Annotated in this window: 13 protein-coding genes and 1 riboswitch; of the genes, 7 read left to right on the top strand and 6 right to left on the bottom strand. The window is 45.4% G+C overall.

Features of this window, described 5'->3' with window-relative positions; genetic code table 11:
* Positions 1-2: 2 nt before the first annotated feature.
* The 3 genes from BLR88_RS03165 to BLR88_RS03155 are packed head-to-tail and all read right to left on the bottom strand — an operon-like array spanning position 3 to position 2,221.
* Complete coding sequence (locus tag BLR88_RS03165) at positions 3-884, bottom strand: ABC transporter ATP-binding protein (RefSeq protein ID WP_057899058.1); 882 nt, start codon at positions 882-884, stop codon at positions 3-5.
* Positions 868-1,701 (bottom strand): hypothetical protein, encoded by an 834-nt coding sequence (locus BLR88_RS03160; RefSeq protein ID WP_091259913.1) that lies wholly within the window; start codon positions 1,699-1,701, stop codon positions 868-870. Before BLR88_RS03160 ends, BLR88_RS03165 begins: the two co-directional genes overlap by 17 nt.
* Positions 1,676-2,221, bottom strand: coding sequence for an RNA polymerase sigma factor (locus BLR88_RS03155; protein WP_091259926.1), 546 nt, complete (start codon positions 2,219-2,221; stop codon positions 1,676-1,678). Before BLR88_RS03155 ends, BLR88_RS03160 begins: the two co-directional genes overlap by 26 nt.
* 236 nt (positions 2,222-2,457) lie before the next feature.
* Between BLR88_RS03155 and BLR88_RS03150 the strand changes: the two genes are divergently transcribed.
* Positions 2,458-5,094: an FtsK/SpoIIIE family DNA translocase gene (locus BLR88_RS03150; protein WP_091259912.1), complete on the top strand. Its 2,637-nt coding sequence runs from the start codon at positions 2,458-2,460 to the stop codon at positions 5,092-5,094.
* Positions 5,095-5,287: 193 nt separating this feature from the next.
* A complete protein-coding gene (gene cbpB / locus BLR88_RS03145) occupies positions 5,288-5,722 on the top strand; it encodes a cyclic-di-AMP-binding protein CbpB (protein WP_254778205.1) in 435 nt (144 codons plus the stop codon).
* 137 nt (positions 5,723-5,859) lie between these two features.
* On the opposite strand, the gene BLR88_RS19360 is transcribed toward cbpB, so the two are convergent.
* Complete coding sequence (locus BLR88_RS19360) at positions 5,860-6,018, bottom strand: hypothetical protein (RefSeq protein ID WP_156424059.1); 159 nt, start codon at positions 6,016-6,018, stop codon at positions 5,860-5,862.
* Positions 6,019-6,179: 161 nt separating this feature from the next.
* Entirely contained in the window at positions 6,180-6,776 is a 597-nt protein-coding gene (locus BLR88_RS03140; RefSeq protein WP_057899053.1) for an ECF transporter S component, read from the bottom strand.
* A gap of 7 nt (positions 6,777-6,783) precedes the next feature.
* A riboswitch (FMN riboswitch) is annotated at positions 6,784-6,932 on the bottom strand.
* Between the two features lie 259 nt (positions 6,933-7,191).
* Here BLR88_RS03140 and BLR88_RS19355 point away from each other — a divergent pair.
* The 3 genes from BLR88_RS19355 (at position 7,192) to BLR88_RS03130 (ending at position 9,525) form a co-directional block, all read left to right on the top strand.
* Complete coding sequence (locus BLR88_RS19355; RefSeq protein WP_057899052.1) at positions 7,192-7,650, top strand: hypothetical protein; 459 nt, start codon at positions 7,192-7,194, stop codon at positions 7,648-7,650.
* Positions 7,643-8,272, top strand: a complete 630-nt coding sequence (locus BLR88_RS03135; protein ID WP_057899051.1) for a DNA-3-methyladenine glycosylase family protein — start codon at positions 7,643-7,645, stop codon at positions 8,270-8,272. The genes BLR88_RS19355 and BLR88_RS03135 overlap by 8 nt, the downstream gene beginning before the upstream one ends.
* A 158-nt stretch (positions 8,273-8,430) precedes the next feature.
* On the top strand, positions 8,431-9,525 hold the full coding sequence (locus tag BLR88_RS03130) for a YheC/YheD family endospore coat-associated protein (RefSeq protein WP_057899050.1): 1,095 nt from the start codon (positions 8,431-8,433) through the stop codon (positions 9,523-9,525).
* Between the two features lie 57 nt (positions 9,526-9,582).
* Here BLR88_RS03130 and BLR88_RS03125 read toward each other — a convergent pair whose 3' ends face one another.
* Positions 9,583-10,032, bottom strand: a complete 450-nt coding sequence (locus BLR88_RS03125; protein ID WP_162265027.1) for a GerMN domain-containing protein — start codon at positions 10,030-10,032, stop codon at positions 9,583-9,585.
* Positions 10,033-10,518: 486 nt separating this feature from the next.
* On the opposite strand from BLR88_RS03125, the gene BLR88_RS03120 reads away from it, so the two are divergent.
* Together BLR88_RS03120 and BLR88_RS03115 are read left to right on the top strand one after the other, a co-directional pair.
* The gene (locus BLR88_RS03120) at positions 10,519-11,190 is read left to right on the top strand and encodes a LytTR family DNA-binding domain-containing protein (RefSeq protein ID WP_057899048.1); all 672 of its coding nucleotides are present in this window, start codon (positions 10,519-10,521) and stop codon (positions 11,188-11,190) included.
* Between the two features lie 210 nt (positions 11,191-11,400).
* Positions 11,401-12,936: an acetyl-CoA hydrolase/transferase family protein gene (locus BLR88_RS03115; RefSeq protein ID WP_175493548.1), complete on the top strand. Its 1,536-nt coding sequence runs from the start codon at positions 11,401-11,403 to the stop codon at positions 12,934-12,936.
* Positions 12,937-13,371 lie beyond the last annotated feature (435 nt).

The following is a 13,371-nucleotide window of genomic DNA, read 5'->3' as shown; positions in this document are numbered from 1 at the left end:
GATTAGTCCTCCGTGTCGCCTGATATTTCCCCGAAATAGCACAGATAGATATCTTCGAGTCTGGGTGTTTGCAAAACAGCAGTGGGCGCAGGTGCTGTATCGGAGATGACCCTGGCCTCTATCTCCTGCCCTTTTCGTAGGACATTCCCCACGGTGTAATGTTGCTCAAGTTTATGGAGCTCGATTGCAGGTACGGTGACATGCCAAACTTTCCCATTTAGTTCATTTAGAATACTCTGCGGGCTTTCCTGTTTTAGCAACTGCCCGTTTTTTAAAATCAGCACTTCTTTCGCGATGTACTCGATGTCAGAAATAATGTGTGTGGAAAGAAGGACAATACGGTCGCCGGATATTTCCGATAAAAGGTTACGGAATCGCACTCGTTCCTTTGGATCAAGCCCTGCGGTAGGTTCGTCCAAAATTAAGAATTTTGGATCGTTGAGCAGAGCCTGAGCGATTCCTAGCCTTCTTTTCATGCCACCTGAAAACGTACCGATTTTTTTGTGCTTCTCCTTGGTGAGATTGACCAAATGCAGGAGTTCGTCGATTTTTCGATCCGCATCATGACGGTTCAATCCTTTGAGTGCAGCGACATACTGCAAGAGGCGATAGGCTGTGAAATAGCTGTAAAACCCGCAATCTTGAGGAAGATAGCCGATTAACGCTCGGTATAAGTCATCCAACTGTTTAATATCTTCACCATCAGCCATTATGCGCCCGCTCGAAGGTTTCAACACATCAGCCAGCATCCGCATCAGTGTGGTTTTGCCGGCTCCGTTAGGGCCGATTAGACCGTAAACGCCTGAGGTTAATTCGGCAGAAACGTCGTTGATCGCGACTTTATCTTTGTACATTTTACTTACGTGGTCAATTGTGACTTTCAAGCAAAACATTCCTTTCAAAATACATATTGGTCGTTGTAAGCAGTTTTTTGATTTGAATCGCAGTACATGCTGTGCCGATGACAATCAGCATAAGATAAAAAAACGTATCAAGCACCAGCAATTTGTCAATGAGAGCAGGTGACAAGAGAAAAACCATACACAGGCTCACCCAAATTGACACCATTGCCATAACGGAGGTGCCCCCTCTCAAACGGATCGCGATCATCAGCGAAAGCCCGCAAACGAGGGTAAAGGGAGTAAGCCAAAAAAGGGTAATTTTATACATCTGAACCGAATCTGACATCAAGGAAAACAAGATCGAGCATACAAAGTTGATAAAAATGTTATAGACACCGATAACAAAAAGCTTGGATAGAATGACGCTAATCGCGTTATACCGACAAGACATTTCCAACTCCAGCATTCGCTCATCCCGTCCTCTAAAGACTTCGATTAGTCCGAGCATGAAAGGTGTAGGTGAGAGGGCAAGTAGCATCATGTAGGGATTCGACATCGCACTCAACCATGTGAATAATGCCCCCGCTACATATAAGGCAATGCTAGTGAGCCAATAAATCGGACGGATAACCGAGATTTCAGAGAAAGCGAACCAAATGATTCGGCTGAATCGGCACAAGAACCCCGACTTTTTCCGCGCCCGAATACGCATCTGGGTTCTGACTGTCTCTATTGTTGAATTGATTTCGTTTTGATCTGGGAATTTAACTTCAAATTTGTTGAAATTAGCTATGATTTGCTGCAGATCAGCATGTGACACATCCTCAGGAAATTCAGTATTGGCTTTGCTTTTTTTCATCGTTTTTGTCCCTTTCCAAAATCGATTTTAGTTTGGATAATCCCTGCATGATCCGGGATTTTACGGTAGATTCACTGCTGGACGTAATGCTCGCAATATCTTTGATTTTTAGATCATGATAAAATCTGAGCACAATCGCTTCTCGCTGATAGGCAGGAAGTTTCATTACGGCGTTACGGATATATTCACTTTCCACTTTGTGCTGGATCAAATCGATAACGTGTTCATTTTTCTCGGAGATCTTATCTGTCCAGGTGAATGAAGCTTGTCCCAGTTTATACCCCTGGCTTTTGTAATGGTCCCGGCACGTGTTTAGAGCGATTTTAATCAGCCAGTGTTTAAAACTTCCCTCCGTAGAAAAGGTGTCTATGTTTTTGATCATTTTAATAAATGTTTCTTGCGTTAAATCATAGCAGAGATGATATTCGCCTACATTTCGATAGATATAAGCAAAGACCATTTTGTAATATCGATTTATAAGCACTTCCATCGAGCTCTCGATGCCCTTGCGTATTTCCATGATGAGTTGCTCATCGCTTTGCAATCGTCTCACCTCACTTCATTTAATATAACGAAAGAAATAGAAAAAAAGATTTAAAGACATAATTTTTTGAGCTTGGACTTGGAGGCCGTAATGAGAATAGCGACGTTATGAATCAGTAACTTCCGGGGGATGAGGCTGCGGCAAAAATCGCTCTTTTTCCCTATATATCGACAGAATACCCATCATGACCGCTCGTATGTTCTTGTGTTATAATGACCATACGAACGCAAGGGCAGGCAAAAAGGCAACCGCAGCCAGGGGTTGGTTCGGCTGCCTTTTTGCCTGTGTGGCTGATACATAATTCCGAGGTGGTGAAGCCGGTGGCGAAGAAAAAGAAAAGCGCGAAAGAAGCTGGAGGTAGGAAGCGAGATACGCGGACGTTTCTCCGCTACGAATTATATGGGCTTGTTATAATTGCCTTCTCGCTTTTGGCGCTGCTTACATTCTCCAACACGAGCTGGTTTGGACGTTATTTTGCTTGGATTTTTCGCATTGTGGCCGGTTCCTGGGATTTTATGCTGCCGCTTATGGGCATCGGTATCGGCGTGTATGTAATGGCGAAGCAAAAATGGCCCTATTTGCTGGCTCAACGTTGGATTGGCGTATTTCTTCTGTTTTTTTCCCTTCTTGTCTGGAATCATATGCTTTTATTTGACGAGTTGACCGCCGGAGGAAAATTTGCGGGACAGTCCGTTTTATCGGTGACGTGGGAACAGCTGCTGCAGGAAAAAAGACAGGTGGAAGCAGGGAAACCGTCCACAACTGATGTAGGTGGAGGATTGCTTGGCGCTATTGGCTATGCCTTCTTTTCAGCGGCGGCTGGTTCGGCAGGTACTTCTCTTATTGTTGTTTTCATGGTGCTTATCGGCATGATGCTGGCTTTTCAAATTTCGTATGTGCGTTTATTTCAGGCGGTGCGTCGTATGCTTGTCGCGGGAGGAGCGCGGATGAAAGCTGCGGGCCAGGATGCTCTTGTGCTGTTGAGCGAGCGGAAGGAGCAGCGGCTGCGGGAGCAGGCGGAGCGTAAGGCATATGAAGAAAGTCTAACGGAAGAAGACATGCAGACCGAGGAAAAGGCGGAAAGGAAACCGAGTTTTATCGCTCGTTGGTTCGGAAACCGGAACATTGCTTTAACGTCGGATGAGACGGGTGGCGAAGAGTTGCGGCACCATATGGCGGAAAGAGCAGCGGCGGTTCCAAAGGCGGGTGTTTTTTTGAGTGATGCGCCGGAGCCGAAGCAGGCAGAAGAAATCGTCGTTCATGATTTTGCTGAAAACGTGTATCGGCAGGAAGAACATGCGCTGGAGCCTGAATCTGAAGTGAAAACAGAGGGCGCACAAATCAAAGTAAAATTGCACGGGCGCCAAAAAAGAGAGAGCAAGGAGCCGCTGGAAGCTCCTTCGGATTTGCCGCTCGCTTTTGAAGGGGAAGACGATCACCCATCATACCGGTTGCCGACGCCCGAGTTGCTGGATCGTCCGAAAGGGGCAAAGCCCGGCGGAGTGACAAAGAACGTGCAGAGCAATGTACACAAGCTCATCACAACGCTTGAAAGCTTTGGCGTTCAGGCGAAAGTGCTGGAAGTTCAGCGTGGGCCGACAGTTACGCGTTACGAAATCCAGCCAGCCATTGGGGTTAAAGTAAGTAAAATTGTCGGGTTGGCAGACGACATTGCCCTAGCGCTTGCTGCGCGCGGAATCCGGATGGAAGCGCCTATTCCCGGAAAGTCTGCCATCGGTATCGAGGTGCCGAATGATGAAGTGGCACTTGTTACGTTGCGTGAAGTGCTGGAGAGCCGTGAGTACCAAGAATCTCTAGATAAGCTAAGCATTGCGCTCGGGCGTGATATTTCCGGACAGCCGATCATTGCCAATTTGGCGCGCATGCCGCACTTGCTTGTGGCCGGCGCGACAGGCAGCGGGAAATCGGTTTGCATTAACGGAATCATTATGAGTATTTTATGCAAAGCAAAACCGAGCGAAGTGAAATTAATGATGATTGACCCAAAAATGGTAGAATTAAATGTATACAATGGAATTCCGCATTTATTATCACCGGTTGTCACCGATCCGCGTCGCGCTTCGATGGCGCTGAAAAAAGTTGTACAGGAGATGGAGCGGCGGTATGAATTGTTTGCTAAGTCAGGCACACGTGATTTGGAGCGGTACAACGAGTTAGCGCGGCAGGAAGGGGTGGCACCGCTTCCGCTTATCGTAGTTATCGTGGACGAGCTGGCGGACTTGATGATGGTGGCGCCGGGAGACGTGGAAGACGCGATTTGTCGCCTGGCGCAAATGGCCCGTGCGGCCGGTATTCACTTGATTATTGCTACTCAACGGCCGTCCGTTGATGTGATTACTGGAGTCATTAAAGCAAATATTCCGTCGCGCATCGCGTTCGGTGTGTCTTCAATGGCCGATTCCCGAACGATTTTGGATATGGGAGGAGCAGAAAAGCTGCTTGGACGCGGTGATATGCTGTATTTGCCGATGGGCGCATCCAAGCCGGTGCGTATTCAAGGAGCATTTGTTAGCGATCATGAAGTAGAGAAAGTCGTCACGTTTGTCAAAAGTCAACAGGAGGCGCGCTATCATCCGGAGATGATGCCAGGTGAAGAGGAAACAGCAGCCGTGGGGAAACCGGAAGATGAACTGTATGAGCAGGCGGTAGAACTTGTGCGCGAAGCGCAGACGGCTTCCGTCTCGCTTTTACAGCGCAGGCTTCGCATCGGTTATACGCGTGCAGCGCGGCTTGTCGATATGATGGAAGCGCGCGGCATTGTTGGTCCTTATGAGGGTAGCAAACCGCGCGAAGTGTTAATTTCGCGGAACGATTCCCAAATTTCCTGAGAAAAAGGTCAAAAACGGTAGGAAGAAACGGATAGGATAGTGGCCCGAGCGGTTTGCGCCGCTCGGCGCGCACGTCCCGTGTGGAATGGGCGGCGCAGACATATGGGAACTATATGTATAGAAAACGTTTTCATGATAGAATTAGAATATAAAGTAATTTTCATGATAAGAAAGCGGTGGATGTATGGGGAAAATGGTAAAAAGCGTATCGTTGGATATCGCGATTAAAGATTTGATGATTCCAGGTAATAAAGTAGCGATTGTACAGGAAGGCAACACGTTGGAGCACGCCCTGCTCGTTTTGACAAAATCGGGTTATTCTGCCATTCCAGTATTGGATCGGGAGTATAAGCTTAAAGGACTTATCAGCATGTCACTTATTCTGGATTCCATTCTTGGGATTGAAAAGATTGAATATGATAAACTGGGCGAGCGGAAAGTGGAAGAAGTCATGAACAAAAAAGTGGCGTGGATGAAGGAGGATGGCAGCTTTTTCCGCGGCTTGGAACTCTCTATTAATCATCCGTTCTTGTGCATTGTTGATGAGGACGGGGTGTTTGTTGGAATTTTAACCCGCAAATCAATTTTGGCCCATGTTCATAAGTATTTAAAATACGGTATAAAATGAGACAGGCTACGTAAATGCCTGTCTTTTTAAGTGGATAAGAAACATAATGATTGACTATTCAATTTGGTTTCGTTCGCTGAAAAGTAACATAAGTACAGGGAGAGGTGGTTACAAATGCCGAAACGTCAAAAATGATATTAGTTAAGTATGTATGATAATTTGATGGAAAGTTGCCCGTTTTCGATCCCAATATATTCGAGTTTTTCAAATGTAGCGTTAGGGTAAGAGTGTTGCAAGGTTTTCATCGTTTGGCACATTTCATCCGCAGAATTAACCAAAATTTCAATACGGTTCATGAATCGTCACCTCGTTCTTTTTCTTTGTCATATGTATTCGTGCAATATTTGCGGTTTTAAGGGGGGGACTAAAATTTTTTTGCTAAAACAAAAAAGCTTCCGCCGTACAGCGAAAGCTTTCTTTGTGTTTTATTGTTTATATAAAACTGAATGGCTCCATATTACTCGCCGCTTTGTATCACCGGACGAAGACGGCTGTAAATTGGATACGCGATGACCGCTTCTGCTATCCCTTTAATCAGGTTAAACGGTAAGATCGCGTAAACGATAAGCGTCCAGAGGCTGGTAATGCTGCTGTTCGCCTGTTGTGACCAGCCGATAATGTCGGAAACTGACATGCCCATCACGTAGGCAAAGGCCGGAATAAAAATAAAATAGTTGGCAACCGACATAATAAACGCCATCGCCATCGTACCCGCGGTCATCCCCAACCAGAAATTTACTTTGCTCTGCCGTAGCATGCGCATTAGCCACACAGAAACAACAACGAATGTGCTACCGGCAATGAAGTTGGACAATTCGCCGACTGCCATGCCGCCTTGAGTTGTCAAGAGAAAATGCAACACATTCTTAATAAATTCGACCGCCATTCCGGCGAGTGGGCCAAATAGAATGGCACCGATAAGCGCGGGAATTTCGCTTACACCGATCTTGAGAAAAGCTGGAAACATCGGCAGCGGGACTTCCACAAACATTAGTAGAAATCCGATGGTGGACAGCAATGACAAAAACGCTGTCTTTCGTACTTTTCTTTTCATTATTCAATTCTCCCTTCTCCCATCCAGACTATACTGTCGGTCACGGAATTTCACCGGGTCAGCCGGATGCTCGCCATTTTGCATCCGGGTCGCGGACTGAGGAGAATTGGCTCCATCACCGCCGGTCGGGAATTTCACCCTGTCCTGAAGGTTTGTTTGTGTTACAAACTTCACAATCTATTTAGAAATATGTCACGAAAATATATGGAAGTCAATATCCATTGTTTTTCATGAGGAGAAATAATAAATAACAAACAATTGTGACTGCTTATAACGTCCTGCCTTTCATCTTTTACTTCGAAACCATGTCATAAAATTAAAGCGCTTTTATATAGCGCAATTTGCTGTACAATATAGGCAAGAAGAATTCAACTTAAGCGAATGAAAGAAGAAGTGAGGAAAAGGGGAGAAAAAGATGATTTTTGGGATTTCATATGCGGAATGGATCGGCTATATTGTTGTGGTTGTGCTTGTAATTGTATTCGGTTTGCCAAATGCGTGGGTAAAACGCTTGGAAAAATACTATTCCAGTGACCATTTGCATCGTGCTGTTTCGCCCGATGAGGTAAATGCTGTCATTTTGCGCGATTCGGATGGGAATGAAAGAGCGCTAGAAAGTGGAGAACGGGAGCGGATTATTGATTTATTTAATGCTGCTAAACCGGTACAAAAAATAGAGTCGCTGGCGAATACCCAACAAGGGCCTTTGCTGCGCATGGTGCGGACGGATGGAAATTCGCTTGTCATTGCGCCGTATCGCAATGATTTTGTTGTTAGCTGTTTTGACGCAAAAAAAAATGACCGACCGATTACATATTGGGCAAAGCAGGATGCGCTTACGGAATTCTTACATAGGGGGGCGGGAAATGATTGAAAATACAAATGAACAAGCGTTTGCTGAAGGAGTAAAGCGTCTGGCGGAAAAAGACCCGATTATCGGCCGTTTAATCGATGCATATGGCCGGTACCCATGGAAAACGCGGACTGACTATTTTGCGATACTGTGTGAATCTATTGTATCACAGCAGCTTTCCGTCAAAGCGGCGGCGGCTATTGCAGCGAAAGTTCGCGCGTATTTTAGCGGGGAGTGGGCGCCGCAACCCATCCTTGCTGCGGGTGAAGAAGAGTTACGCGCCTGCGGTCTATCTTATTTAAAAATTAGATATTTAAAGGATTTAGCTGCGTTTTTTGCTGACGGAAGATTGAAAGAAGAAGAATTCCCCACTTTGTCGAACGAGGAAGTTGTTCGTCGTCTTGTCCAAGTGAAAGGGATTGGTGTGTGGACGGCGCAAATGTTTTTGCTTTTTGGGCTCGGGCGTCTTAATGTGTTTCCGGTAGATGACTTGGGAATTAAAAAAGCCATCCAGTTCAACTACGACCTTCCCGCGCTGCCTGATAAAAAACAAATGATTGAAATCGGAGCCAAGTGGACGCCGTATGAATCGATCGCTTGCCTTTATTTGTGGCGCAGCCTGAATAACAAGCCGGAATTATAGCCAGACAACGAATAATTCAGCATTTCACTACTCTATAGTAGTAATGGCGTTGTCCCTAAACGTTAACCTTTATGTTTTGATGCTTGCAAGCGGAAAGTACGCACCCTCCTTTTTGCTATCTCATATTTTATAGAGGAAGGCAGACAAGGAGGCTCATGATGAAAGTTTCGTATGTAGGCATATTGCTTAATCAAACGATATACAGAGGTATTCTGAGCGGGCGGACGCAAACTGAAGTGCTCGCCTTTTATGAAGAGGGCGCTCGCATGCATGGCCTGAAACCTTGCTATATTCACCTTGGAGATTTGTACCCGGATCGGTCGACCGTTCCTGCGTACATAGAGCGAGAAGGAAAATATCAGCGTGTCGTTGTGCCTGTACCGCGCGTCATTCACAACCGGGCGCTTTTGTTTTCGGCATATGCCAGACGTAAATTGAGCCGGTTGATGGAAAACGGGATATTTGTATTTAATCGTTGGAATCGCTATAGCAAATTGTATATCCATTCGTTGCTATGGACCGATCCTTCCATACGCCCACATTTGGCGCATACGATCAGCGGAACGCCGAAAAATTTACGCCATATGATGCAGAGGTACGATGCGCTGTTTGTTAAGCCAAACAGCGGCAGCATTGGAGCGGGCATTATGCAGATTGTGCGAAAAAAGAATAGATTCTGCTTATCGTATGTCATGCGGAAAGATGGCCGAAAGGTATGGCGTCATACATTTTTTTCTAAGAAGTTGCCGACCGTACTGATACGACGGATTCAAGCACGCGGATTTCATATTCAGGAACAGTTGCCGTTGGCTACGTTTCAGGGCCGGCCGTTTGATTTGCGCGTTTCTGTCCAAAAAGATGTGTCTGGGGACTGGCAGGTCACGGGAATGGTTGGTAAAGTAGCGCCGCCTGGCCATTTTTTAAGCAATGTAGGGCAAGGAGGTAAGGTATATCGGCTCCCGGTTTTGCTTTCGGCATATCCAGCGCTGGATACACAAATAATAGAGCAGGAAGTATCGGAGTTTGCGCTTCGCGTGGTACGCCGGCTGGAAGAAGCGATTCCGGGCCTTGCCGATGTGGGGCTTGATATTGGCATTACGAAGGAAGGAAAGCCTCTGTTTATTGAATGCAATGGTCGGGATCAGCGCTATGCGTTTCGCAATGCGCGAATGATAAAAGAATGGAAGGCGACGTATGCCAATCCGATGGGATACGCGAAGTATGTGCTTGAAAAAATAAAAAACGAAAAATGAAAAAGGCAGCACCATATGGTACTGCCTTTTCCTGTGAAGCAAAAGCCAGAAGTTGCCTTACTTCATTTCTTTTAGTTGGTCAAGGTTCAATGGCTCAATCGGTGTTGTCGTATCCATATGACCAAGTATGGTTTCCACTTCTTTACCGTCGATGAGCACTTTCATGTTTTTATAGCCGAACTGGCTGAGGATGGTAGCCATCTCTTCCAGCAAGAATTGTTCGCCGCTGGAACCAAGATTAGCCTGTTTAATTTCCTGGGAAAGACTAACGACTGCTGTATCTCCTTCCTTTTTCAGGGACTGGATTTTTACGTTTTTAGGCATGAGCGTTACAAGATTTTTATTTTGCGGACCATTTTGCCACGCTTTTAGGGCAATGGTCGGCAAGTTTGTTTCTTTTTTATATTTGATGACGCGAGGTTCTTTGTATTGCTCCATTAGATTGGCGTCGCTAAACACCAACATCACTTCTTTTTCTTTAATCTCTTCGTCATTTTTTTTATCCATATCATTGTTTTGCGAAGCAGATTGCTCGTTTGACTGCCCAACGGATGGAGATGGCTGGTTGTCGCTGTTATTCTTATGTTGTTGTCCAGCTGGAGAATTTGGGTTGTTTGGATTCTGGGAAGCCCCGTTGCTTGGTGCAGAAGAGGTACATCCCGTAAGGCCTAGTATAACAATAAATATGATGAAAAAAAGTGTGCGAGGTAGACGCATATATATCCTTCCCTTCTGTCTAAAAATAATTTAGTTTTTATTCTTACATAAATAGGTTACCATATAAAACCTGCGTAAGTCCTAATCTCTCTTTTTTATAGCTAAACTTTCCTTTGTTTCTATGAAGAAATATACACCCAAAGTGTTGACAAAGGCATTAGTTTTTAACAGGGTTTGCCTTATATAAGTTAGACGTATGACAGGTGAAAACGATGCGTTTCTTTATTCATTTTTATGCTAAAATAAGCATCGAATGAGAGTGTGGGAGATGACAGAATGGAAACCTCAGCGATGCTTTCGATTGTCAAGGCAATCAGCGACGTGTTTCCGAAGGAAGCGTCCATTGCAATTGCTGACACATCTAAATTTATTTATTATCAGCCCAGCAGGGCGATCGATTTGAAAATTAAACCAGGTGATGAAGTGAAGGAAGGAACGCTGACGCGCAAAGCGCTGATGCGGAAGAAAAAAATCGAGCAGTATCTTGAAAACAGCGTGTTTGGTGTTCCGTATTACGCGATGAGCACCCCGATTTTGAAAGAAGGGGATGCGGAAGGATGTATCACGGCGATTTTCCCGCCGGGAGCCGGGCTGGTGCAAGCGAAGTGGCCGCGTTATCACTTTCTTATCGGTAAAGGAGAAGATCGTTGGGTGCCGATTCCTCTCTATGATATTCATTTTATCGAATCTGAAAAAGGCAAGACGTATTTATATACGGAACGTGGCATGTATCTTAATAAGCATAGTCTGGTCGAGCTAGAGCATATGTTGCCGCAGGATCGTTTTGTGCGTTGCCATCGCGCGTATATGGTTAACGTATATTCGATCGATGAAATTCATCCAGATTTTCACTCTACATTCATGCTTATTATGAATGATCCGGCACGTACTCGCGTTCCGGTTAGCCAGAAATACGCAAGTTCGTTCCGGCGCTTGCTCGGATTTTAGAGAAGAGACCGTCTCTTCTCTTTTTTTTTTGCGCAAAATATAAAACGTTTTCAAAAAGCAAGATTATGAAAGGGTTTTATCCTTTTATTTTCTGTTTTATCGTTAAAATTTCTTCTTTATCACCTTTATAAGGTGAGGAAAGACAATACGTGCTATTGTTTAAATTATAAATTGTTAAAATAATAACGTTTTCATAAAGGGGCGGTAATCATGCTGGAAAAACGTTTACGCAATAAAACACTGCAACAACGCTTGGTCACCCCACAGGAAGCGGCAACCTGGATTCAAAACGGAATGACCGTAGGACTTAGCGGATTTACGCAGGCGGGCGATGCGAAAGCCGTCCCGCGCGCGCTTGTAGAACGGGTAAAGAAAAGTGGCGAATCCTTTAAAATTAATGTATATACCGGCGCTTCCATCGGTTCGGAAGTAGATGGTGTTATGGCTGAGGCTGGTATTATTCATCGCCGTCTTCCGTTTCAGGCTGAGAAGCGAATGAGAAGCAAAATCAATAGTGGAGAGTTGCTATATATTGATCAGCACTTATCCCATACGGCGGAACAGGTGCGCGCGGGCGCGCTGGGCGCTATCGATATCGCAATTGTGGAAGCGGTTGCGGTGACAGAGGAAGGGTATATTGTGCCTACGACTTCTGTCGGCAATTCCTGTATTTTTGTGGAGAAGGCGAAGGAAGTGATTGTTGAATTGAATCTGGCGCAGCCACTGGCCCTTGAGGGTGTTCATGATTTGTATGATGTCGGGCCGCAGGGCAAGCGCCAGCCGATTCCGCTGACCGGTGTTGACCAGCGCCTTGGCACGCAGGCAATACCGGTGCCGCTGGAAAAAATCAGGGGAATTGTTATTACAGACGAGCTGGATACAACTTCGCCTATTGTGCAGCCGGATGAAGAGACTGCCGTTATGGCGGAACACCTTATCGCATTTTTGCGGGGTGAAGTGAAAGCAGGCCGTCTTCCAAAGACACTGGCGCCGTTGCAATCTGGTATTGGTTCCGTGGCAAATGCGGTATTTCATGGATTCCTTACTTCCGAATTTACGGATTTGGAGGTATATTCGGAAGTATTGCAGGATGCGGTATTTGATCTGCTGGACGCAGGAAAAATTCGCTTTGCGTCTGGCTGTTCGATTACGCTTTCGCCGCAGAAAACGAAGCAGGTGTTGCCTAATTTTGAAAAATACAAAGAGCGTCTAGTGCTGCGTCCGCAGGAAATTTCCAACCATCCGGAGATTATTCGCCGTCTCGGTCTGATTGCGATTAATACGGCACTGGAAGTGGATATCTATGGAAATGTGAATTCAACTCATGTGATGGGGACGAATATGATGAACGGTATCGGTGGTTCAGGAGATTTTGCGCGCAATGCCCGCCTTGGCATTTTTGTCACAAAATCGGTGGCAAAAGGTGGCACTATTTCAAGTATCGTGCCGTTTGTATCTCACGTTGACCACACGGAGCACGATGTCGATATTATCGTAACCGAGCAGGGGATCGCCGATCTGCGCGGACTTTCCCCGCGCGAACGCGCACGTCTCATTATTGAAAACTGTGCGCATCCTGATTATCGTCCCCAGCTTCGTGCCTATTTTGAAGAAGCGTGCCAGCGTGGGGGACAAACGCCGCATGTACTGGAAAAAGCCTTCTCTTGGCATATCCGCTATCAGAAAGAAGGCACGATGCTGGAGAAGAAAAGTGAAGAAACAGCGGTGGAAGTTGGCATAAAATAAAAAAAAAATGTTAAAAACGGAGTGGAGAGTTTACGATATAAAGAAGAGCAACCTTGGGCTGAAATGACCCCTGTCAAGCAGACAGGGGTCATTTCAGCCCAAGGTTGCTCTTTATTTAGTATTTGTACGTCTGAATAGCTGTCTCATGTATACGTAGATGTGGGAACAGAGTGTCCAAAGCGTCGAACAACGCACAGGAACCATTATGTGAGGTTTTTCTTTTTTCTCGATGTCCATCTCTCCTTTATCTAAAATTTGCGAAATCTTTATTGCTTGTTTCTTTGACATTTCCTCCTATTCCATTCCCTTATGCGGTAAGTATGTCACATGAAGGAAGCGCTTTCTTTATTATTTTATAAAGATATAGAAGCTACTTGGTATTTATCGCCTTTTTACAGTTTCATTATTTTTGGGTTTTTTCTTTTCTTTTTGCTT

The sequence above is a fragment of the Aneurinibacillus thermoaerophilus genome (assembly GCF_900099925.1).
GTDB lineage: Bacteria > Bacillota > Bacilli > Aneurinibacillales > Aneurinibacillaceae > Aneurinibacillus > Aneurinibacillus thermoaerophilus.
The sequence above is the reverse complement of the archived record's forward strand: the minus strand, read 5'-3'. Positions and strand labels throughout refer to the sequence as shown.

Bases quoted from the DNA above. Each gene is read 5' to 3' on its own strand.
- BLR88_RS03160 (WP_091259913.1), bottom strand. From the start codon at position 1,701: ATGAAAAAAAGCAAAGCCAATACTGAATTTCCTGAGGATGTGTCACAT.
- BLR88_RS03155 (WP_091259926.1), bottom strand. From the start codon at position 2,221: ATGGAAATACGCAAGGGCATCGAGAGCTCGATGGAAGTGCTTATAAAT.
- BLR88_RS03150 (WP_091259912.1), top strand. From the start codon at position 2,458: ATGACCATACGAACGCAAGGGCAGGCAAAAAGGCAACCGCAGCCAGGG.
- cbpB (WP_254778205.1), top strand. From the start codon at position 5,288: ATGGTAAAAAGCGTATCGTTGGATATCGCGATTAAAGATTTGATGATT.
- BLR88_RS19360 (WP_156424059.1), bottom strand. From the start codon at position 6,018: ATGAACCGTATTGAAATTTTGGTTAATTCTGCGGATGAAATGTGCCAA.
- BLR88_RS03140 (WP_057899053.1), bottom strand. From the start codon at position 6,776: ATGAAAAGAAAAGTACGAAAGACAGCGTTTTTGTCATTGCTGTCCACC.
- BLR88_RS19355 (WP_057899052.1), top strand. From the start codon at position 7,192: ATGATTTTTGGGATTTCATATGCGGAATGGATCGGCTATATTGTTGTG.
- BLR88_RS03135 (WP_057899051.1), top strand. From the start codon at position 7,643: ATGATTGAAAATACAAATGAACAAGCGTTTGCTGAAGGAGTAAAGCGT.
- BLR88_RS03130 (WP_057899050.1), top strand. From the start codon at position 8,431: ATGAAAGTTTCGTATGTAGGCATATTGCTTAATCAAACGATATACAGA.
- BLR88_RS03125 (WP_162265027.1), bottom strand. From the start codon at position 10,032: ATGGATAAAAAAAATGACGAAGAGATTAAAGAAAAAGAAGTGATGTTG.
- BLR88_RS03120 (WP_057899048.1), top strand. From the start codon at position 10,519: ATGGAAACCTCAGCGATGCTTTCGATTGTCAAGGCAATCAGCGACGTG.
- BLR88_RS03115 (WP_175493548.1), top strand. From the start codon at position 11,401: ATGCTGGAAAAACGTTTACGCAATAAAACACTGCAACAACGCTTGGTC.